Source organism: Flavobacterium granuli (genome assembly GCF_900129705.1).
In the GTDB taxonomy this organism is placed as follows: Bacteria; Bacteroidota; Bacteroidia; order Flavobacteriales; family Flavobacteriaceae; genus Flavobacterium; species Flavobacterium granuli.
This window is the reverse complement of the sequence record NZ_FQWO01000001.1, coordinates 469,850-491,982: the sequence shown is the minus strand read 5'-3', so window position 1 is coordinate 491,982 and position 22,133 is coordinate 469,850. Positions and strand designations below refer to the sequence as shown.

Sequence of the window (22,133 nt, the reverse complement as noted above, 5' to 3'; positions counted from 1 at the left end):
TTAAAAATAAGAATAGAAATGAGTTCAAAATATGTAAAGCTACCATTAAGTATTTTTTTAATGTGTTTTTTTTCGGTAAACGCACAATTAAAGTCCTTGGCTTTGCCAAACAAACAGCAATTGGCCTGGCAGAAAGCCGAATTTGGGGTGGTTTTTCATTATGATTTACATGTATTTGATGAATCAAAATACAACCAAGGCACCAACAGGATTACGCCAGTTGTCGATTATAATATTTTTAATCCGAAACAATTGGATGTCGAACAATGGGTCATTTCTGCCAAAGCAGCGGGTGCAAAATTTGCTATACTTACCGTTAGCCATGAAACCGGTTTCGCTTTGTTTCAATCGGATGTCAATCCGTATTCGATGAAGAGTTTGAAATGGAAAGATGGAAAGGGGGATCTTTTTAAGGATTTTACAGATGCGTGCCGCAAACATGATATCAAACCAGGTGTTTATTTGGGTATTCGTTGGAATTCATTTTTTGGTGTCCATGATTTCATCGTAGATGGTGAACCCAATAGTGCAATGCAGAAAAAAAGACAAGCCTATTACAATACAATGGTGGAAGGAATGGTAAAAGAAATTTGTACTAATTATGGCCCTTTGTTCGAAATATGGTTTGATGGTGGCGCCAGTGCCCCACAAAAAGGAGCGCCAGATGTATTGCCAATAGTGAAAAAGTACCAGCCTGATTGTTTGTTTTATCACAATGACCAGTTGGCCGAAGCACGTTGGGGCGGCTCTGAAAGTGGGATGGTTAATTATCCTTGCTGGTCTACATTTCCATACAATTTTACAGGTTCAGGAGAAAGTGCTATTCCCGGAATCTCTAAAAACGGATTTCAATTATTGAAAGAGGGAGATGTAAATGGAAAATATTGGGTACCAGCGATGGCCGATGCGCCTTTGCGCGGTTTTAACGGAAGACATGAATGGTTTTGGGAACCTGGTGATGAAAAGAGTATTTATCCTTTGAAAGAACTGATGAGCATTTATTACAAATCAGTTGGACGAAATGCAACTCTGATTATGGGGTTAACACCTGATAATACAGGGCTTATGCCAAAAGAAGATGTTCAAAGACTAAAGGAATGGGGCGATGAGATAAAAAGACGCTTTGATTTTCCTCTTGCTGCTACAAGAGGAAAAGGGAAAATAATTGAACTGAAGTTGGCTCAGGAAACGGCAGTCAATCAGTTTGTGGTACAGGAAAATATTGCTACAGGACATCGCGTAAGGGCGTTCAGCATACAAGCCTATCAGAAAGGGAAATGGCAAACAATCAACAAAGGAACGGCTATAGGTAATAAATATATATTTCTATCTGATAAACCGGTTCTTACAAAAAAACTACGATTGGTGATTGATCAATCAGTAGCGGGGCCGGATATAACAAATTTTGCAGCATATCATGTCGAAGAAATTAACAAATGATTCGTTTTAAATAAATAGAAATAATTACTCTATGGTATTTAAAAACACAAAATGAATACTTGATAACGGAAAGAAAACAAATGGATTTGCATGTTCTTTTTTTGGTTGCGATACAACTATAGGATGTCAGTCTTTATGTTCAAAAAGATCCAGATGAGAGGCATAATTTCTATCGGCGAAAGAAATATGAAAAATTTACTAGCTGTATCATTGTGTCCGATTTTTTTCGTCCTATGTCTGTAGTCAGAAAAAGGTTTTTGATTAAATAAAAAAGAATAAATAAAGAACAACTTAAATAATTAAAAATAAATATGAGAAAAATATTTTCGGTTATACTGATCACTTGTTTTGCATTAAAAGGGATTTCCCAAGAAAAGCCCAACATCATTTATATTTTAGTGGATGACATGGGATATGGAGATATAGGCGTTTTTTTTCAAAATCAGCGTATGAAAACAAATGACCGTTCCAAACCATACCAGATTACGCCTTATCTGGACCAGATGGCTGCTTCGGGAGCAATTTTTACCCAGCAATATTGTAATGCGCCGGTTTGTGCGCCTTCAAGAGGCTCTTTGTTAACAGGGGTCAATCAGGGTAATGCACATGTTAGAGACAACCAGTTTGATAAAGCGTTGGAGGACAATCACACTCTTGCGACGGTTTTGAAACAGGCGTCTTATCAGACGATGGCCATTGGAAAATGGGGATTACAAGGAGTAGAGGAAACCGGCCCTGATTGGCCTTCGCATCCTTTAAAGAGAGGTTTTGATTCTTATTACGGATATATGCGTCATATGGATGGGCATGAACATTATCCTTTTGAAGGTTTGTATCGCGGTAAAAAAGAAGTTTATGACAATTATAAAAATGTGGCAGAAGGACTGGCTAAATGCTATACTACTGATTTGTGGACGGCTGTCGCCAAAAAACAAATTATTGATCACGTAAAAGGGAAAGAGGCTTCCAAGCCTTTCTTTATGTACCTCGCTTATGACGCGCCTCATGCCGTATTAGAACTGCCTACTCAGGATTATCCCAAAGGAAAGGGATTAAATGGAGGTTTGCAATGGACAGGGAAATCAGGGCAAATGATCAATACTGCTTCGGGCGTTCCGGATAGCTTTGTTTATCCTGAATACGCAGATGCAACCTATGATGATGATAATAACCCAGCTACAAAGGAAGTAGCATGGCCAGACACTTACAAGCGTTATGCTACTGCAAATCGTCGTATAGATGATGGAGTGGGCGATATACTTCAATTGCTGAAAGACTTAAAAATTGATGAAAATACCTTGGTTGTTTTTTCATCGGATAATGGAGCTTCTATAGAGTCTTATCTTCCGGCAGCATTTGTTGGATTCCAACCTACATTTTTTGCCAGTAATGCCACTTTTGAAGGTATTAAAAGAGATGTTTTAGAAGGTGGAGTTCGCATGCCTGTTCTGGCCAATTGGCCCAAACATATTGCAGCCGGAAAAGTGATCACCACTCCTTCGATGTTATCTGATTGGATGGCTACATTTGCTGAAATGGCCGGGATTCCCGCACCCGCAAGAACTGATGGAGTGTCCTTATTACCATCATTGACGGCTAAAGGCAAACAGCAAAAAAGCTTAGTTTATGTAGAATATCAAGGTGAGGGCAAAACGCCAAATTTTAAAGAGTTCAATCCTGCACATAGGGATAAAAAACGCGGACAGATGCAGCTGATACGAATGGGCGATTATAAAGGAGTTCGTTACGATATTAAATCTGCTGAAGATGATTTTGAAATTTATGATGTGGTGAAAGATCCACAGGAGATAAATAATCTGGCGCTAAAGGCCGGTTTTGAAAAAATGCAAAAACAAATGAAGGCCTCCGTTTTGCAACTAAGACAGGCGGATGCGGAAGCGCCTCGTCCTTATGACAATGCTTTTATTCCAGCTGCGACTGTTTCAACCAAACTTTCTTCAGGATTGATCCAGCAATTTTTTGAAGGGGATTTTCCTTGGGTGGTTTCGGAAAAAGGATTGAAAGCAAAAAAACAGGCGCTAGGTAAATCAATAAATACCGCTTTAGAGGCCAATAAGAATGGCATGGTTCTTTATACCGGTTTTATAAAAATTCCAAGCGATGGCAAATATAATTTTTCATTTCAAACATCCGGAAAAGCTTATATGCGTTTGCACGAAGCCAGTTTATTTGATGCTGATTTTGGCTATCAGCCGACTAAGGAATTAACGAAGGAGGTTTCTTTAAAAGCAGGCTACCATCCGGTTTCGATTTATTTGCTACAAAATTCCGATGTAACTAACAGCACTACCATAAAATGGAAAGCGGCATCGGCAGAGGACTGGAAAGTTTTAGAAGCAAATGATTTATATTATTCCAAAAAATAGCAGGAAAAACTAAATGATTTTTTTTAAGTTAAGGTCAAATAGTAGGTTTAAACTGGTTGGATGTAATTATTTAAAGCGTTAGTTTGAGTGTTCTTTACGGAGTAAAACGGAACAAAAAATCTATCGATCCGAGTCCCGATCTGTCGGGAGAAAAAGAGCTTTAGCTAGAACCGTTTTTAATAACAATTTTTCTATTCTCGATACGATTTTCTATTGAAAAAGACTATCATGACGTTTTTGTTAAAAATGGTTCTCGATACAAATTTTCTGATAAAACTGTTCGCATTTTCTGAAAATTCACTCGAACTGACGAGATAGTTGTAACGTCATTTTATATTGCCTTTTTTAGAATAAAAATTATGCCTCGAACTGACGAAAAATTATCATTAAAAACTAGTTGCAGCCCATGAGTTGGCTTTATAATAAGTAGAGAATTAGAATGTAATAATTGTAAAAATAGTATATGATGAATGTGTCGTTAAATAAGTTTCGTTTTTGTGTCAGTATGATGTTGCTGATTTTATTTATGGGAAGCGCGAAGGCTCAGTTTTCAAAAAAAGATAAAAAATCAAGACCCAATATCATAGTTTTTTTAGTGGATGATATGGGGTGGATGGATACCTCAGTACCTTTTGGCGATAGCGTTATGCCATTGAATAAACGTTATCATACTCCGAATATGGAACGATTGTCCAAAGAAGGCATGAAGTTTACCAACGCCTATGCGCAACCGGTATGTACGCCAACCAGAGCCAGTATGCTCAGCGGTATGAATGCGGCTCATGCCCGAATCACAAACTGGACTTCCCCAGCAAATAATAATCCTACCGATAATGCGGACGAGCAGTTTAGTGCCCCAGAATGGAATTACAATGGCATGAGTCCCGTGGCAGGAATTCCACATACGCAATACGCAACTCCTTTTCCTCAATTATTGAAAGATGCGGGTTATTTTACGGTACACGTGGGTAAGGCACATTGGGGATCAGCAGGAACTCCCGGGGCCAATCCTTTGAGTATGGGTTTTATTACAAATATTGCCGGTCATGCAGCGGGACATCCACAAAGTTATTTGGGTGAGGATAATTACGGAAACAAAGCCGGTAAAGCAAGCTGGCAGGCGGTTCCTGATTTGGGAGAATATTATGGAACGGGTACTTTTTTGACCGATGCGCTCACCAAAGAAGCAATAAAAACACTTGAAAATCCGATAAAAAACAAACAGCCTTTTTATTTGAACATGGCACATTATGCGGTGCATGACCCGATAATGGCCGATCCTCGTTATTATCAAAAATACATTGATGCAGGACTGGATCAGGTCGAAGCAAAATATGCCAGTCTGGTAGAAGGAATGGATCAGAGTCTCGGCGATGTAATGGATTATCTAAAATCCAAGCAAGCCGATAAAAATACGATTATTGTTTTTATGAGTGATAATGGCGGTTTGAGTCTTGCACCGCCCAGAGGAGGACAAGCCCATACGCAAAATTTGCCTTTGAAAGCGGGCAAGGGTTCTGTAAACGAAGGCGGGATTAGAGTGCCCATGATTGTAAAATGGCCTGGTGTGACTAAGCCGGCTTCGGTGGCAGATCAGTATGTAATTATTGAAGATTTTTTTCCAAGCCTGTTGGAAATGGCTAAGGTTAGCGATGATAAAAAAGTACAGGATATAGATGGAAAAAGTTTTGTTCCTATCTTGAAAAATCCTGATTTTAAGGACGACAATAGGGCTTTGATATGGCATATTCCCAATAAATGGATAGCAAATGAGGGGCCGGGTATCAACTATCAGAGCGCCATCAGAAAAGGAGATTGGAAACTGATATACGATATGCGCGACCAAAGCAAGCAACTTTATAATTTAAAAACGGATATCGGAGAGCATATAGATCTTGTGGACAAACATCCTGAGGTGGTAAAAACATTGTCCAAAACATTGTCGGAGCAATTAAGACAATGGAAGGCAACTATGCCAATAGATAAGAAAACGAATCAGCCCGTACAGATGCCTGATGAGAGTGAATAGAAGTGATAATTCAGTATAAAAAGGATTGTTTCTAAAACCTTAAATTAGGTTCTGTTTTTATGAAATCATCGCTAACAACATGTTTGTGCAAGCAATTGAATAATCATCAAACAGCGCTCAAAATAAAAAAGGGTGCGATTAAGCACCAATAAATAAAAAGGCGATCTGCACTGGCAAAGCAGGCCATATAGTACCGCTAGCAATAAATTTTACAGATATGAAAAAAGCACTAATACTTAGTCTGTTTTTGGGGATTCTCCTATTGGGTTGTAAGAGTCAAAATGTAGTAGTTTCAACTAAAACTACATTAGCAATTATTCCGCAGCCAAAATTAATAGAGACCTCAAAAAAAGGACTTGATATAAAATCGCTCTCTGAATTAGAATTGCCTGAGCTCTGGCGGGATTTAGGGGGGCAGTTTGCGGAGTTTAACCAAAAGAATAAGCTGCAGCCTCTCAGGATTGTTGAAAAGGCAAACGCTACTGCCATTCGTATAAAAAAAGTCCAAAATTTAAGTCTTGAATCATACAAATTATTAATAGATAAGAAGGGAGTCCTGATAGAAGCTTCAGATTATGGAGGTGCTTTTAATGCATTACAAACATGGAAACAATTGGTGTTGCATGCTGAAAATGGGATTGTAATGCAAGTAAAAATAGAAGATCAGCCCCGTTTTAATTATCGCGGACTGATGTTAGACTGTAGTCGCCATTTTTGGACTGTTAACGAATTAAAAGAAACCATTACGCAAATGGCTTTTTTTAAGCTGAACAAATTGCATTTGCACCTTACCGATAATAATGCCTGGAGAATAGAGATTAAAGCCTATCCCAAACTTACTACTGCCGGTACTTATTATAAGGATTATCCGGAGTTATCGGACAAGTTTTATACCCAAGAGGATTTAAAAGAAGTGGTCGCTTTTGCGGGACTGCATAATATTGAAGTGATTCCGGAAATTGACATTCCGGGTCATGCTACCGGTATTCTGGCTGCCTACCCAGATTTGTCTTGTACAGGCGGTGAGTTTGAAGTCTATCCGGAAGAAATGCCGTTGAAAGACCGTAAAAGAACTAATGTAAACATGCTTTGCCTTGGGAATCCCGAGGTGTATGCTTTTTCGGAAAAGGTGATTCAGGAAATAGTCTCTATTTTTCCTTCGCAAAAAATACATTTGGGAGGTGATGAGGTGCCTACCACTATTTGGGAAAAATGTACGAAATGCCAAAAACTGCACCAGCAGGAGCATTTAAAGGAATGGGGAGAACTACAGGATTATTTCACTAAAAGAATGTCGAATGTAGTTCAGAAATTAGGAAAAACCATGGTGGGCTGGGATGAGATTAATGAGCGACATGCTGCTTCTGCTGATGATATTGTCATGGTTTGGCGTGACTATGGGTTCAAGCAAGGGCTGGAAGCTTTGCAACGCAATGTTCCTGTAATAATGGCACCACAACATGGATGTTATTATGATTGGGGCTATGCCGGAAATGCAACCCGAAAAGTATACGAATGGGATCCCATTTCTGCAGAAATGGAAGCTTTAAATAAAAACAACTTGGTGCTGGGTGGCCAGGCTTGTTTATGGACAGAGCGTGTCAGCACTCAAAACAGGATAGAGGAGATGCTGTATCCAAGAATTACGGCTTTGGCAGAAGTGCTTTGGTCCCCTAAAGAAAACAGAAATTGGGACAGTTATCTGAAGCGATTAGATCAAAGTTATGATTCCATGAAGGCTTTGGGTATCGATTATTATATTGACGATGCCATTAATGAAACAGAGTTTAAACCCAAAAACGAAAAACCGGCATTGGTCAGACATGCTTGGCTAACAACTAATCTTCCCAACCATGGTAATTACCATCTCGAATACATATTTGACGGTAAATCGAATACTTTTTATTGGGGAAGCAGAAGTATTGGCGTTGGTGATTGGTATCAAATTAAACTAGGCGAGCCGGTAAAGGCAACTAAGATTTCGGTGCTTACGGGCGATTCAAAAGATTATATTCAATTTGCCGATTTACTGATTTCGGAGGATGGGGAGACATTCGAAAAAATTGCCGCTTTCAAAGACGATGGAACGGCTACGGCAGCATTGCAAGGAAAAACCATTCGTGCGATTCGTATAGAGGCTACCAAGCAGCATAGTTGTTGGCCGGTTATTAAAGAAATAAAAATTGAATAATTCATTAGGCCAATCTAAAGGGCCACAAACAAAATCAATTCGGGAAAGCCAGTCCCGCTGATATCTGTTATGAGTTGAGAGAAGGGAGTGGTGAATACTTGTTTTTTTTTTTCTATAATAACAAAAGATACTAAAGAATATATGAAAAGTATAAAGAAAATGTTTTTCTGGATAGTAAGATTGCAAAATTCCTTGGTTTTTTCCTTGTTATTTTAATTGTAACTTTGCCGTTTATTCTGGCATTAGTTCATTATAGAATTTTTTCTAGTCATTAGATGGAAATTTCATAAAATCAAATAGGCTAAGCTTAGTTGTTTGGCACGCTAATTAATTAAAGAGAGTATTTTAAAAACCATTCATAATACTAAGCGTATTATAGAATGTTATTTAGATTAAACTTAATAAAAATGAAAATTTATAATTTAATATATTGTTTTTTTTTACGAATTAGCGGAAAAAAGGGGCAGTGATGGCAGATTAAGTGCCACTGGAATAGTTTTTTTTTGCTTTACTGATGCACATTCTTTTGATTTAACAGGGCATAAAATAGCTTTATTCCCTTATCACGATGGGGCTACATATAGTCAGAGTAAGAATTTTAATTTATTGATTTGTATTCCTTTTATAATTACTATATGGTTGTTTTATAATCGAAATCGAACTGATAGATTATTGAAAGAATATCAGGATTGTTATAATGGAGACGAAAATAAAACATCTTTAAGATTTATACTCTACGTTATTGCTCCTACAATTTTATTAATAACTCTTGCCGCCATAAGACAAAAATTTGGTACACTCAATATCTAACTATGGTATTAAATAAATCGCTTTCTTTGCGAATAATATGGTTCTGTAAACCTTATCCGGAAAGTAGAATAGCTATCTAGATTGATCAGGTAGCTGGTTAATAATTAAAGAAGAATTTGGGAATAATAAATAAAAATTGTAATGAATAGGCTATTTTACATTATCTATAACTCTTATTATAAAAATGGGGAATATAAAAACGATATCCCATCGCTGACGGTTGGGGGAATTTTTTTAATTTGTTTTTTTTGTATTAGACTTTCGGTTTTGGCTATAATGGAGTTGGTCAATCCACCGTATCATCATACTAAAACTAGTAGTCCCACTGTGATGTTGGAAATGATTGTATATGGAATCCTTGTTTATTTCCTTTTCTATCATAATAAAAGATATCAAAGAATATATGAAAAGTATAAAGAAAATGTTTTTCTAAATAGTAAGATTGCAAAATTTCTAGGCTTTTGTACTGTTATTTTAATTATAGTTTTTCCATTTATTTTGGGAGTAGTTAGTTATAGAGTTGTATCCGGTCATTGGATGACACTTTCATAAAATCAAATGGGCTAAGCTTAGCTGTTTCAGGTGGCTGGCTAATTAATTATAGAGAGTATTAAAAAAAAAAAAAACTCATGATGGAAAGAGTGTTACAGAATATTAGTTGGATCATTTTAACGCATTAAATAGCGGATATTTAAGTAGTATACCGGCCGGTTGATAAATTATGGCTAGTGGTGGTAACATTTTTGACCAATCAGCTTGCCAGAGTTCTGTTTACAATTATTTATGTTGCTTTTGCTGCAGATGATTTTCTTGCTGAACAGATATTTATTTTAGTTAACAAATATTATTAATGAGAATGTATTGTATTTTTGACCATATTTATGTTGCAAGTTTTATTGTTCAGCAAAGGATTTATGGACGGTTTGCTCGTGAAATTTGGGGATCAAGAGTATTACGCGTTACAATGGCCATATTGACTATTTTTATGATGGAACTGTTTAATCGTTACATTAACAAGCTTTTCATAGTAGTTATATGTCCTATTGTGATTTGCTTTGGTCCTTTAATGCATTATTATACAAAGAATAGAAATAATGACCTAGAATTAATGGTTGCTAGTTTTAGAAAACTACCAAGTAGTCTTCAATCAATTTTTGTTGGATACGTAATGCTTTTATTTATCATCATACCGATTTTTATAATTCTACTAGCCATACTAAGCATTGGAGGATATTTATAAACTGAAGTCTGCTTCTTGGTTTATTTACGGCAAATTCCGGTGGTATTGACCACCCAATCCCAATTTAAAGGTGCGTCTGATTCCAATTCAAAATGACCACCTCTGCGAGTCACTTTTCATTACGTATAGATAGTGCATGGATGGTGCATGCTTAGTTTTTGACCCTTTATAACTGGAACAGGACCTAAAGTGGGCTTAATCTGAAATATGTATTTGTAAAAAATGTGGGGTACAGCTGTGGAAACATAATTAAAAAAACCTTGTAAGAGCAATACTTACAAGGTTTTTTAATTTAAAAAGTGACCACGGTGGGATTTGAACCCACACGCCCTTACGAGCACCACCCCCTCAAGATGGCAAGTCTACCGTTTCTCCACGTGGCCTAAAATAAAAAAGGTCAAGTAATAAATTACTCGACCTTTTGTGACCCGACTGGGGCTCGAACCCAGGACCCCATCATTAAAAGTGATGTGCTCTACCAACTGAGCTATCGAGTCAATGCTTTCAAGTAAATTATGTGTTGATCACTATTTGTGACCCGACTGGGGCTCGAACCCAGGACCCCATCATTAAAAGTGATGTGCTCTACCAACTGAGCTATCGAGTCATAATTTCTTTGCTTGAATGCGGGTGCAAATATAAGGACTTTATTTGGAGTTTTCCAAAGAAATTTGTCATAAATTTGACTTTTTTTAACAATAAATTTTAACACCTTAATTTATAGGGTTTTATTCTATGAAGAAAATTATATTATTAGGTTACATGGGGTGCGGAAAGTCAACCATTGCCAAAACATTGTCGAAAAATATTGGAATTCCTTTTGTCGATTTGGATGAATATATCGAAAAAAAAACCAATTTGTCCATAAATGCCATATTTGACAAACACGGAGAAGTTTATTTTCGAAAGTTAGAACACGAATCTTTTAAAGAATTATTGAGTTCTGCTGATCGTTTTATTATAGGACTGGGTGGAGGGACTCCTTGTTATGCTAATAACCATGAGTTATTAATAGGGGAGGATGTGTTGTCAGTTTATCTGAAAGCGTCTATTGAGACCTTATTTGACAGATTGTCTGCTAATAAAAGCAAAAGACCCCTTATCGCCAACAAAAGTGATGTGGAGATGAAGGAGTTTATTGCAATGCATCTTTTTGAAAGAAGCTTTTATTATAATAAGGCGCAGTATGCCGTTATTGTAGATGATAAAACGATTGATCAGGTCGTTTTGGATATTGTAGCAATTCTAGCTTAAATAAGCATAGCTGTTTTTGTTTTCGTCAAAAACAACCTGAACATGTTCTAATAAGGAGGTAGAAAGGGAGATTCCTTTGAAATCGGCTTTCACAGGGTATTTTTTGTGATTTCTGTCTACAAGTACTGCAGTTTTGAATTTTTTCAAAGGGACGTCCAGAAAGTGTCTTATAGCATAGATTAAAGTAGTGCCTGAATTCAATACGTCGTCAACCAGGATTAAACCTTTGTTGGCGTATTGTTCTTTTGGTATCGAAGTATGAATAGGTAGTTCAGGATTTAATTTATTGATTTGAACCTCGCACAAGGTAATTTTTAGCGGGGAGATGTTTTTTAGCTCCTGAGCGATCTTTTCGGCAAAAACGAAGCCATTGCTTGCTATTCCGGCAAGAACCACCTCGTTTTCGTCTACAAATGTTTCGTAGATTTGATAGGCTATTCTTTTTATTTTATGTTCAATTTCTTGATTTGTTAGGATGATATTTTTGCTCATTTTTTTAGTTTTAATTTTGTTTTTAAAATGTCAATGCTATTCCTCGTCGTCGTCTTCAATAGCATTGCCAAATTCGTCGATGTCTCTTCGGTCTTTTTTGGTAGGTCTTCCGGTTCCGGTCTTTCGGTAATGCTCTTTTGAAAGCTTTAATAGTTCTAGATGTTGGTAGACTTCGGGCGGCGTATCGTTGCGTCTGTAGATGTCAACCAGTTTGGCTCCTACACGGCTCTCCGGGATGTCCAGTACGGTAATGATTTGGGTGATTTGATCTTTTCGAAAAGTGATTTTATCAGTAGGGAAAACCTCCTTGGAGGGTTTTGCAACCAGGCCGTTTACGGTAATCTGGTTTTTTTTGCAAGCCTCGGTTACCATGTTTCTGGTCTTGTAATATCTTACGCACCATAAATATTTATCTATTCTCATAAAAATTCTAAAATCGGAGTTAAATAGTTTACAAAAATAAATCAATATTGTATATTGCACACTTAAAAATCAGCTATAATGAACAAATTTAAGTTTTATTTTATTTTATCAATTACAACACTGTCTTTATTTTCATGTTCGAAAAATAATGATATTCCAGAAATTACCCCACCACGTGATTACAAGATACAATATGATGCTGATATAGCTGATATCGAGACCTATTTGAAAGAAAATTATATAGAGGTTACTGCTGATAAAGATGTGACTATTACTAAGATTCCGGCTGGAGGAACCCAAGCTTCAATTTGGTCTTATAAAGACAATGCATCGTTTCCAAAACTTCTAAGTCGTGTTGTGAAGCTGCATGACATTAGCTATACCTTGTATTATTTGGTATTAAGTGAAGGTAAAGCAGGGAATCCTTCGCCTACTAATATGGATGCGGTATTGGCAGCTTATAAAGGACAATATTTAGCAAGTAAAACGGTAGAAGGAGTAACTACGATTAGTTCAACATTTTTTGAGGAAACTAAAAATCCGCAGCAAATGCTTAGTTTGCAATCTGTAATAAAAGGATGGAGTGAGATTTTCCCACAGTTTAAAACCGGAACTTATGTTTCGAATGCTGATGGAACGGTTAGTTATTCTGACTTTGGTGCTGGTGTTATGTTTATTCCTTCAGGATTGGGCTATTATTCATCGGGAAGTGCTGCTATTCCGGCCTATGCGCCTTTAGTGTTTAGCTTTAAATTGTTTGAAATCCAAAGATTGGATCAGGATGGAGACGGAATTCCGTCTTATTTGGAGGATTTAGATGGAGATGGCTATGTTTATGACTATAGAAATTCAGGAGATTATCCAACGCCACCTACAGTAAATCCTGATGATACGGATGGAGATGGTATTCCAAACTTTTTGGATGTGGATGATGATGGTGATGGCTATACTACAAAATTAGAAATTAAGAATCCTGATACTGGATTGGCTTATCCTTTTTTAGCAATTCCAAGTTGTGATGGTAATACTACTGATCCGGCAAGAATCAAAAGACATTTGGATAAGAACTGTCACTAGTACCTAAAGTGTTATAAAATAAAAAATCCCATTCGCTGCGAATGGGATTTTTTTATGGAAATCTATTTCTTATTTCTGAATCTGGTTAGAAATAGATTGGTTGAATTATTCGAATTCTGATGTAAAGAATAATTTTACGCTCGGATATTTGTTTTGTGTCATTTGGATTGTAAAATCAGAATCAGCAAGGAAAACCAATTGACCGTATTTATCTTTGGCAAGGAATTTTTGTTTGATGCGTTTGAATTCTTTAAACTCATCGTTCTTTGCGTCATCCGGTTTTACCCAGCAGGCTTTGTGTACCGGGAAATTCTCATAGGTACATTTGGCGCCGTATTCGTGTTCCAAACGGTATTGGATCACCTCATATTGAAGTGCTCCTACGGTTCCAATGATTTTACGGTTATTCATTTCAAGGGTGAATAATTGAGCAACACCTTCGTCCATCAATTGATCTACTCCTTTGTCAAGCTGTTTGGCTTTCATAGGATCAGCATTATTGATGTATCTGAAATGTTCCGGAGAGAAACTCGGAATCCCTTTAAAGCTCATGATTTCACCTTCGGTTAAGGTATCTCCAATTTTAAAATTCCCTGTATCATGAAGTCCCACGATATCGCCGGGATAGGAAATATCTACAATTTCCTTTTTCTCAGCAAAAAAAGCATTAGGACTGGAGAATTTCAGGTTCTTTTTTTGACGAACGTGATAATAAGGTTTGTTTCTTTCAAAAGTTCCGGATACGATTTTGATAAAAGCCAATCGGTCTCTGTGTTTTGGATCCATATTGGCGTGGATTTTAAAAACAAAACCGGTCATTTTTTCTTCTGTTGGGTCAACTAATCTCGTTTCAGAATCTTTTGGTCTTGGTGAGGGAGCGATTTGGATAAAACAATCCAAAAGCTCACGAACCCCGAAGTTATTCAATGCCGAACCAAAAAATACCGGCTGTAGTTTTCCGTCCAAGTAATCTTGTTGGTTGAATTTTGGGTAAACTTCGTCGATCAATTCTAATTCTTCACGGAGTCTGTCAGCAGGTTTTTCTCCGATTATTTTTTCCAATTCGGGGTTTTGTACATCCGAAAAAGCAATTGTTTCCTCAATGTTTTTACGGCTGTCACCGCTAAAAAGATTGATGTTTTTCTCCCATAAATTGTATATTCCCTGGAAATCATAACCCATTCCTATTGGAAAACTCAATGGAGTTACGGTTAATCCCAGTTTTTGTTCTACTTCATCCATCAAGTCAAAAGCGTCTTTTCCTTCACGATCCAGCTTGTTGATGAAAACAATGATAGGAATTTTTCGCATTCTACATACGGCGACTAATTTTTCCGTTTGTTCTTCGACCCCTTTTGCAACGTCAATTACCACGATAACGCTATCAACGGCAGTCAAAGTCCTAAAGGTGTCTTCGGCAAAATCCTTGTGTCCCGGGGTGTCCAGAATGTTTATTTTTTTCTCCTTATAATTAAAGGCCAAAACCGATGTGGAAACCGAGATCCCTCTCTGGCGCTCAATTTCCATAAAGTCACTCGTGGCTCCTTTTTTGATCTTATTGTTCTTTACGGCACCCGCTTCTTGGATAGCACCACCAAAAAGGAGGAGTTTTTCTGTAAGTGTAGTTTTACCGGCATCGGGATGTGATATAATTCCGAACGTTCTTCTTCTTTGTATTTCTTTTAAAAAGCTCATGTATAATGTAAATAGTTTGCAAAAGTACTATTTATAAATGCGAATAAAAAAAAAGCGGATGTCTTTTTGGAGATCTTCAAATTCATTGGCTTTTTTGTCAAAAGTTGAACTCCTACTTGTATAATGAAAGACTTTGAATACTGAAAAGCGACTTTAGAAATGAAGCTTGGATCCAGCTATTGAATTGAATTAAAACTGCGATTGATTGACAGTCATCCTGTGGCGGAATTGTGATGATGATGGTAGCTGTGTATAATTTTTTGTTAATAGTAGAGTGTAAAGTTGGATTATGTAATTGAATTGTTATTTTTGTTTGCCTTAAGTTGAGAGAATTGTAAGTAATTGTATTGAAAAATCAGTTCGTTTTTTTGACTCTTAAAGTGTATATTTGGACAAAATTAAAGATCCTTTTATGCGGATTAAGTAAAAGACAAGAAATAACAATATTTATCATACTATAAATTTCAAAATAATGCCATTAAAAACAATGCAAATGAATTCCATAAATAATAAAAGTGCTTTTCTTTTTTTTCTGTTACTATTTTCAAGCACACTTATTAGCGCCCAAGAAATTATTAAAGACAGTGTTGTACCTTCTGTGAAGAAGATTCAAACGGGGCAAAGACAAAAAATTGATGGTGTTATTGCAACTGTGGGAGATTATATCGTTTTGGATTCAGATATCGATAAGTCATTTCTTGAGATTTCGTCCCAAGGCGGATCTGTAAAAGACATTACGAGATGTCAAATGCTGGGAAAATTACTCGAAGATAAATTGTATGCGCATCAAGCTATTCAGGATAGTATTAAAGTGACTGATTCTGAAATTAAAGGCATGATGGAAGAGCGATTGACTTATATATTGGATAAGGTGGGTTCTATGGACAAGGTTTTGAGTATGTATAAGAAGAGTTCTGAGGAAGAACTAAGAACCAGTTTTTTTGACATTTTGAAAGAACAAAAATTAGCTTCTGAAATGACCAATAAAATTGTTGATGGAGTGGAGATTACCCCAGAAGAGGTTCGAAATTTTTTCAAAAAAATACCTAAAAATGAATTGCCTCTTTTTGGTGCAGAAATGGAAGTGGCACAAATCGTTGTGACTCCTAAAGTGTCTGATGCAGAAAAGCAAAAAGTAATTGATAAACTGAATAGTTTCAAAAAAGAAGTTGAAGAAGGGGCTAGTTTTGCTACCAAAGCGGTTTTGTATTCTAAAGATCCGGGCTCCAGTTCAAATGGCGGTTACTATAAAATGAATAGAAAAACTCCATTTGTTAAAGAATTTAAAGATGTTGCTTTTAGTCTTCAGCAAGGAGAAATTTCGGCTCCTTTTGAAACTACTTTTGGTTTTCATATTATTTATGTAGAAAAAGTTAAAGGACAGGAAATAGAATTGCGTCATATTTTATTGACTCCTTCGGTATCGGAAGATGAAATTAAGGCGGCTAAGGAAAAAATCACATTGATCAGAGAGAAAATTATTGATAAAAAATTAACTTTTGCTGATGCGGCGAGAACGGAATCAGATCAAAAAGAGACAAGAGCAAATGGTGGAGCCTTGATTAATCCAAATACTCGCGATACTCGTTTTGAATTGACTAAAATGGATCCGTCTCTTTACAGTCAGGTTTCTAATTTAAAAGACGATGAAGTTTCTCAACCGATATTGGATACGGATGAAAACGGAAGAAAGTATTATAAGATCATCACGGTGACCAATAGAATAAATGAGCACACGGCTGATTATGCTACTGATTATATTAAAATTAAGGAATTGGCTTTAAAAGAAAAACAAATTAAAGCTATTGGAAAATGGTTTGACACGACAATCAAAGATACTTATGTTAAGATTCTTGGAGAATATAGAGATTGTGACTTTACAAACAATTGGTTGAAAAAATAATTTTTATAAAATAAATAAAAAGAGTTAGTTTTATGAGTTCATAAAGCTAACTCTTTTTTAATTTAAAATACTTTCAAAAAATGTCTGACGTAGCAGCAATACATAATTTGGTTCAAAAGCGAAACGAGCTAAAAAGCGAAATCGCAAAAATAATCGTTGGACAGGATGCAGTGGTAGATCAAATTTTGCTTTGTATTTTTTCAGGAGGTCATGCATTGTTAGTAGGAGTTCCTGGTTTGGCCAAAACTTTAATGGTGAATACATTGGCGAAAGCTTTAGGGTTGGATTTCAAAAGAATTCAGTTTACACCGGATTTAATGCCTTCGGATATTTTGGGAAGCGAAATATTAGATGAAAACCGCCAATTTAAGTTTATAAAAGGGCCTGTTTTTTCGAATATCGTTCTGGCTGATGAAATCAATAGAACACCTCCAAAAACTCAGGCCGCTTTGCTTGAAGCTATGCAGGAGCGTTCGGTTACTATTGCAGGAGAAAATTACAAATTAGCATTGCCTTATTTTGTTCTGGCAACCCAAAATCCAATTGAGCAAGAAGGAACATATCCGTTGCCTGAAGCGCAATTAGATCGTTTTATGTTTGCTATAAAATTAGAATATCCTTCTTTTGAGGAGGAAGTCGAAGTGGTAAAACGCACCACTTCTGATATAAAAGCGATTGTTGAGCCGTTATTTACCGCTCAGGAGATTGTCGATTTTCAACATTTGATCCGTAGAATTCCTGTGGCAGATAATGTGGTGGAGTATGCCGTGACTTTGGTCAGTAAAACACGTCCTGACAACCACTTGGCTAACGAGTTTGTGAAGAATTATCTGGATTGGGGAGCGGGGCCAAGAGCTTCACAGAATTTGATTTTGGGCGCTAAAGCTCATGCTGCTTTTAATGGGAAATTTTCACCGGATATTGAAGATGTAAAAGCGGTTGCGGTGGGAATATTGCGTCATAGGATTATTAAAAATTATAAAGCAGATGCCGAAGGAATCACAGAAGAAATGATAATTGCCAAGTTGATTTAATGGTGAAATTAGGAATGTTTTTGTTTTATACTCTTAGTTGCTATTCTTTGTAAGACAAAAAAAAATATGTTGTTTTGAAGGGTTAATTTTAAAATTAATTGCTTTTTGCAAATCAAACTCAAAAATCGTTATGGATGAGATATTTTCTCCATAACGATTTTTTATTTGGGAAAAACATGACAAAAATCATATAGGATTTAGGCTTCAAATTTTATTTTTGGCGGATTATTTATTTTACAAAAAAGAAGCAGTATGAGCGAGAATAATGAGGTTTTTAAAAGACCAACTCCAATTGATAAGGAAGTTTCCTGGGATAAAACCCAAGTAATTATGAGTAAAACCAATTCAAAAGGTATTATTGAATATGCCAATGAGGTTTTTATTGATGTTTGCGGGTATGAAGATTATGAGCTTATGTCTCAACCTCACAGTATTATCAGGCATCCTGATATGCCTAAGGTTATTTTTAAAGTACTTTGGGAGAATCTAAAAAGCGGAAATAATTTCTATGCGGTGGTTAAAAATCTTGCGAAATCAGGAAGGTACTATTGGGTTGTTACTGATTTTGAAATTTCAAAAGATAAAAATGGTGAAACTACCCATTATTTTGGCAGAAGAAAGGCTGTGCCTCAAGATGTGATTACAAAACATATCGAACCATTGTATAAAAGATTGCTTCAAATTGAATCAGTAAGCGGAATGGAAGCGAGCGAAAAGTATTTGATAGGCTTTTTGGAAGAAAAAAACAGGACCTATGTTGAGTTTGTTAAAGAATGTATTTTAGATTATGAACAGTCTCAGAATGCGCAAAAAAGAATGGAATTAAAAGAAGAGGAAGAAGAGGAGAGTCGAGGGTTCTTTTCTCGATTTTTCGGAAGATAACCTTGTTTGTTTAGAGTTTATAGGTTGTTGGGCTTAAGTTGTAAGTTATAGTCTTTTGAATTCAGGGTTTTTCTTCGAGTTGAGGTTTTTGTCGGTGAAGGGGATCTATGGGATTCGTTGTAGTAAAAGAGAATAGACAAACTGGTATGTCATAATAAGTAATTAAAAAGGAGTTTGATTAAAAGATTGCCGATTATGTAATTTAAAGTTCTAAAATTAATGTTTTCTCATTTTTACGCAATAGATTTTGTTATTTTACAATAATAATTTTTCAAAAAGGGACTTCGATTAAATTTTTTTTAATTCTCATCTTTAATACTTAAATTTGCTGGGCAAAAAAAATAAACTAATTTATTATGGCATTTTGTTTTGAGATAATCAAGGAAATATGCCATTAACACTGAAAAGATAATATGAACACTTATAACGACTACATTAAGGAGATCGAAGAACGAAAAGGCCAGGGACTTCACCCGAAACCGATTGATGGCGCTGAATTATTAAGCGAAATCATTACGCAAATTAAAGATTTGAATAACGAGTACAGAGCAGATTTCCTTAACTTCTTTATTTATAATGTTGTTCCCGGAACTACTCCTGCGGCTAATGTTAAGGCTAAATTTTTAAAAGAAATCGTTCTGGGCCAATCAGTAGTTGCTGAAATCACGCCTGCTTTTGCTTTAGAATTATTATCTCACATGAAAGGGGGATCTTCAATTGAAGTACTTCTTGATTTGGCATTAGGAAATGATGTTGCAATTGCAAAAGAAGCAGCAAAAGTTCTTAAAACACAAGTGTATCTTTATGAGGCAGATACAGATCGTTTAGTTAATGCCTTCAAAAGTGGTAACGAAATAGCAAAAGAAATTTTAGAGAGTTATGCTAAAGCAGAGTTCTTCACGAAACTTCCAGAGGTAAAAGAAGAAATTAAAGTTGTTACTTTTATTGCAGGTGAAGGAGATATTTCTACAGATTTACTTTCTCCAGGAAACCAAGCACACTCGCGTTCAGATCGTGAATTGCACGGTAAATGTATGATTACACCTGAAGCACAAGCCGAAATTAAAGCATTACAGGCACAACATCCAGACAAATCGGTAATGTTAATTGCTGAAAAAGGGACAATGGGAGTTGGTTCTTCAAGAATGTCAGGTGTAAATAACGTGGCACTTTGGACAGGTAAACAAGCAAGTCCTTATGTTCCGTTTGTAAACTTTGCGCCAATTGTTGCAGGAACAAACGGTATTTCTCCAATTTTCCTTACAACAGTTGATGTAACTGGTGGTATTGGTTTAGATCTTAAAAACTGGGTAAAAAAGACTGACGCTAATGGTGAAGTAGTTCGCAATGAAAGTGGTGATCCAGTTTTAGAAGAAGTATATTCTGTGGCAACAGGAACGGTTCTTACGATTAATACTAAAACAAAAAAACTTTACAACGGAGATAAAGAATTAATAGATATCTCTAAAGCATTCACACCGCAGAAAATGGAATTCATTAAAGCGGGTGGTTCATATGCAATTGTATTTGGAAAGAAATTGCAAACATTTGCAGCTAAGACATTAGGGATTACTGCTCCACTTGTATATGCACCTTCAAAAGAGGTTTCTATTGAAGGACAAGGTCTTACTGCTGTAGAAAAAATATTCAATGCTAATGCGGTTGGAACAACTCCGGGTAAAGTGTTGCACGCTGGTTCAGATGTTCGTGTTACCGTAAATATTGTTGGTTCGCAAGATACAACTGGTTTGATGACTTCTCAGGAATTAGAGTCTATGGCTGCTACCGTGATTTCTCCAATCGTTGACGGTGCTTACCAATCAGGTTGTCACACGGCTTCAGTTTGGGATAATAAATCTAAGGCAAATATTCCTAGATTGATGAAATTTATGAACGATTTCGGTTTGATCACGGCTCGTGACCCAAAAGGCGTTTATCATGCAATGACGGATGTAATTCACAAAGTACTTAACGATATTACTGTAAACGAATGGGCTATCATCATTGGTGGTGATTCTCATACCAGAATGTCTAAAGGGGTTGCTTTTGGTGCTGACTCAGGAACTGTTGCACTTGCTTTGGCTACTGGTGAGGCTTCGATGCCAATTCCGGAATCTGTGAAAGTGACTTTCAAAGGAGATATGAAAGGGTATATGGATTTCCGTGATGTGGTTCACGCTACACAAGCTCAAATGCTTAAAACATTTGGTGGAGAAAATGTATTCCAAGGAAGAATTATTGAGGTTCATTTAGGAACTCTTAATGCAGATCAAGCCTTTACGTTTACGGACTGGACTGCAGAAATGAAAGCGAAAGCGTCTATCTGTATTTCTGAAGATTATACTTTGATTGAATCGCTGGAGATGGCGAAGGGTAGAATCCAGATCATGATCGACAAAGGGATGGATAATAAAAATCAAGTGCTGAAAGGATTGATTGCTATTGCTGATAAGAGAATAGCCGAGATTATTTCAGGTGAGAAACCAGCTTTAAGACCAGATGCAAACGCTAAGTATTATGCTGAAGTTGTGGTAGATTTGGATCAGATTGCTGAGCCAATGATTGCGGATCCGGATGTTAATAATGCTGATGTTTCTAAAAGATACACGCATGATACCATCAGACCATTATCTTTCTATGGTGGAGTTAAAAAAGTAGATCTTGGGTTTATCGGTTCTTGTATGGTTCACAAGGGAGATATGAAAATTCTAGCCCATATGCTTAAGAATATTGATGAGCAAGAAGGTAAAGTAGAGTTCAAAGCACCACTAGTTGTAGCTCCTCCTACTTATAATATTGTTGATGAATTAAAAGCAGAGGGGGATTGGGAAATTTTACAAAAATACTCTGGTTTCGAATTTGATGACAATGCTCCTAAAGCAGCAGCACGTACATCATACGAAAACATGTTATACTTAGAGCGTCCAGGTTGTAACCTTTGTATGGGTAATCAAGAGAAAGCGGCTAAAGGAGATACGGTAATGGCAACATCTACGCGTCTTTTCCAAGGAAGAGTTGTTGAGGATGCTGAAGGTAAAAAAGGAGAGTCTTTACTTTCTTCTACACCAGTTGTGGTTTTGTCAACAATCCTTGGTAGAACTCCGACAATTGAAGAATATAAAACGGCGGTTGATGGTATTAACCTAACTAAGTTTGCGCCTTCACATAAGTTGTTAGTTAGATAATTATAAATTATCTGTTAAATATATCAAAAAGCCTGAGTTATTAACTCAGGCTTTTTTTATTGTTACCCATTTTTTTGTATCTTGTGGGATT

The 22,133-nt window shown here is 36.4% G+C and carries 13 protein-coding genes and 3 tRNA genes; 10 read left to right on the top strand and 6 right to left on the bottom strand.

The window, feature by feature from the left end:
- Nucleotides 1–18: 18 nt before the first annotated feature.
- The 4 genes from BUB25_RS02130 to BUB25_RS02115 all read left to right on the top strand — a co-directional run bounded on the left by BUB25_RS02130 (nt 19) and on the right by BUB25_RS02115 (nt 8,047).
- Complete coding sequence (locus BUB25_RS02130) at nt 19–1,440, top strand: alpha-L-fucosidase (protein ID WP_072939774.1); 1,422 nt, start codon at nt 19–21, stop codon at nt 1,438–1,440.
- 311 nt (nt 1,441–1,751) lie between these two features.
- On the top strand, nt 1,752–3,827 hold the full coding sequence (locus BUB25_RS02125) for a sulfatase-like hydrolase/transferase (protein ID WP_072939106.1): 2,076 nt from the start codon (nt 1,752–1,754) through the stop codon (nt 3,825–3,827).
- A 466-nt stretch (nt 3,828–4,293) separates the two neighbouring features.
- The gene (locus tag BUB25_RS02120) at nt 4,294–5,856 is read left to right on the top strand and encodes a sulfatase (protein ID WP_244533800.1); all 1,563 of its coding nucleotides are present in this window, start codon (nt 4,294–4,296) and stop codon (nt 5,854–5,856) included.
- A 217-nt stretch (nt 5,857–6,073) separates the two neighbouring features.
- The gene (locus BUB25_RS02115) at nt 6,074–8,047 is read left to right on the top strand and encodes a glycoside hydrolase family 20 protein (protein ID WP_072939100.1); all 1,974 of its coding nucleotides are present in this window, start codon (nt 6,074–6,076) and stop codon (nt 8,045–8,047) included.
- Nucleotides 8,048–10,397: 2,350 nt separating this feature from the next.
- On the opposite strand, the gene BUB25_RS02100 is transcribed toward BUB25_RS02115, so the two are convergent.
- The 3 genes from BUB25_RS02100 to BUB25_RS02090 form a co-directional block, all read right to left on the bottom strand.
- Nucleotides 10,398–10,480: transfer RNA gene (locus BUB25_RS02100), tRNA-Leu, on the bottom strand.
- Between the two features lie 41 nt (nt 10,481–10,521).
- Nucleotides 10,522–10,594, bottom strand: a tRNA-Lys gene (locus BUB25_RS02095).
- A 37-nt stretch (nt 10,595–10,631) separates the two neighbouring features.
- Nucleotides 10,632–10,704, bottom strand: a tRNA-Lys gene (locus BUB25_RS02090).
- Nucleotides 10,705–10,832: 128 nt separating this feature from the next.
- Here BUB25_RS02090 and BUB25_RS02085 point away from each other — a divergent pair.
- A complete protein-coding gene (locus BUB25_RS02085; RefSeq protein WP_072939090.1) occupies nt 10,833–11,351 on the top strand; it encodes a shikimate kinase in 519 nt (172 codons plus the stop codon).
- Here the strand turns inward: BUB25_RS02085 and BUB25_RS02080 are convergent.
- Nucleotides 11,343–11,843, bottom strand: coding sequence for a phosphoribosyltransferase family protein (locus tag BUB25_RS02080; RefSeq protein ID WP_072939087.1), 501 nt, complete (start codon nt 11,841–11,843; stop codon nt 11,343–11,345). The two genes, BUB25_RS02085 and BUB25_RS02080, sit on opposite strands and share 9 nt — an antisense overlap.
- A gap of 36 nt (nt 11,844–11,879) precedes the next feature.
- A complete protein-coding gene (locus BUB25_RS02075) occupies nt 11,880–12,266 on the bottom strand; it encodes an RNA-binding S4 domain-containing protein (RefSeq protein WP_072939083.1) in 387 nt (128 codons plus the stop codon).
- Between the two features lie 78 nt (nt 12,267–12,344).
- Here BUB25_RS02075 and BUB25_RS02070 point away from each other — a divergent pair, with 78 nt between their 5' ends.
- Entirely contained in the window at nt 12,345–13,343 is a 999-nt protein-coding gene (locus tag BUB25_RS02070; protein WP_072939080.1) for a BamM family beta-barrel-assembly machinery protein, read from the top strand.
- Nucleotides 13,344–13,448: 105 nt separating this feature from the next.
- On the opposite strand, the gene BUB25_RS02065 is transcribed toward BUB25_RS02070, so the two are convergent.
- Complete coding sequence (locus BUB25_RS02065) at nt 13,449–15,038, bottom strand: peptide chain release factor 3 (protein WP_072939077.1); 1,590 nt, start codon at nt 15,036–15,038, stop codon at nt 13,449–13,451.
- 472 nt (nt 15,039–15,510) lie between these two features.
- On the opposite strand from BUB25_RS02065, the gene BUB25_RS02060 reads away from it, so the two are divergent.
- The 4 genes from BUB25_RS02060 (at nt 15,511) to BUB25_RS02045 (ending at nt 22,042) form a co-directional block, all read left to right on the top strand.
- Nucleotides 15,511–16,941, top strand: a complete 1,431-nt coding sequence (locus tag BUB25_RS02060; protein WP_072939074.1) for a peptidylprolyl isomerase — start codon at nt 15,511–15,513, stop codon at nt 16,939–16,941.
- An 80-nt stretch (nt 16,942–17,021) separates the two neighbouring features.
- On the top strand, nt 17,022–17,975 hold the full coding sequence (locus BUB25_RS02055) for an AAA family ATPase (RefSeq protein WP_072939071.1): 954 nt from the start codon (nt 17,022–17,024) through the stop codon (nt 17,973–17,975).
- 252 nt (nt 17,976–18,227) lie between these two features.
- Nucleotides 18,228–18,857 (top strand): PAS domain-containing protein, encoded by a 630-nt coding sequence (locus BUB25_RS02050; protein ID WP_072939068.1) that lies wholly within the window; start codon nt 18,228–18,230, stop codon nt 18,855–18,857.
- Between the two features lie 413 nt (nt 18,858–19,270).
- On the top strand, nt 19,271–22,042 hold the full coding sequence (locus BUB25_RS02045; protein WP_072939066.1) for a bifunctional aconitate hydratase 2/2-methylisocitrate dehydratase: 2,772 nt from the start codon (nt 19,271–19,273) through the stop codon (nt 22,040–22,042).
- Nucleotides 22,043–22,133: the final 91 nt, after the last annotated feature.

Bases quoted from the DNA above. Each gene is read 5' to 3' on its own strand.
- BUB25_RS02130 (WP_072939774.1), top strand. From the start codon at position 19: ATGAGTTCAAAATATGTAAAGCTACCATTAAGTATTTTTTTAATGTGT.
- BUB25_RS02125 (WP_072939106.1), top strand. From the start codon at position 1,752: ATGAGAAAAATATTTTCGGTTATACTGATCACTTGTTTTGCATTAAAA.
- BUB25_RS02120 (WP_244533800.1), top strand. From the start codon at position 4,294: ATGAATGTGTCGTTAAATAAGTTTCGTTTTTGTGTCAGTATGATGTTG.
- BUB25_RS02115 (WP_072939100.1), top strand. From the start codon at position 6,074: ATGAAAAAAGCACTAATACTTAGTCTGTTTTTGGGGATTCTCCTATTG.
- BUB25_RS02085 (WP_072939090.1), top strand. From the start codon at position 10,833: ATGAAGAAAATTATATTATTAGGTTACATGGGGTGCGGAAAGTCAACC.
- BUB25_RS02080 (WP_072939087.1), bottom strand. From the start codon at position 11,843: ATGAGCAAAAATATCATCCTAACAAATCAAGAAATTGAACATAAAATA.
- BUB25_RS02075 (WP_072939083.1), bottom strand. From the start codon at position 12,266: ATGAGAATAGATAAATATTTATGGTGCGTAAGATATTACAAGACCAGA.
- BUB25_RS02070 (WP_072939080.1), top strand. From the start codon at position 12,345: ATGAACAAATTTAAGTTTTATTTTATTTTATCAATTACAACACTGTCT.
- BUB25_RS02065 (WP_072939077.1), bottom strand. From the start codon at position 15,038: ATGAGCTTTTTAAAAGAAATACAAAGAAGAAGAACGTTCGGAATTATA.
- BUB25_RS02060 (WP_072939074.1), top strand. From the start codon at position 15,511: ATGCCATTAAAAACAATGCAAATGAATTCCATAAATAATAAAAGTGCT.
- BUB25_RS02055 (WP_072939071.1), top strand. From the start codon at position 17,022: ATGTCTGACGTAGCAGCAATACATAATTTGGTTCAAAAGCGAAACGAG.
- BUB25_RS02050 (WP_072939068.1), top strand. From the start codon at position 18,228: ATGAGCGAGAATAATGAGGTTTTTAAAAGACCAACTCCAATTGATAAG.
- BUB25_RS02045 (WP_072939066.1), top strand. From the start codon at position 19,271: ATGAACACTTATAACGACTACATTAAGGAGATCGAAGAACGAAAAGGC.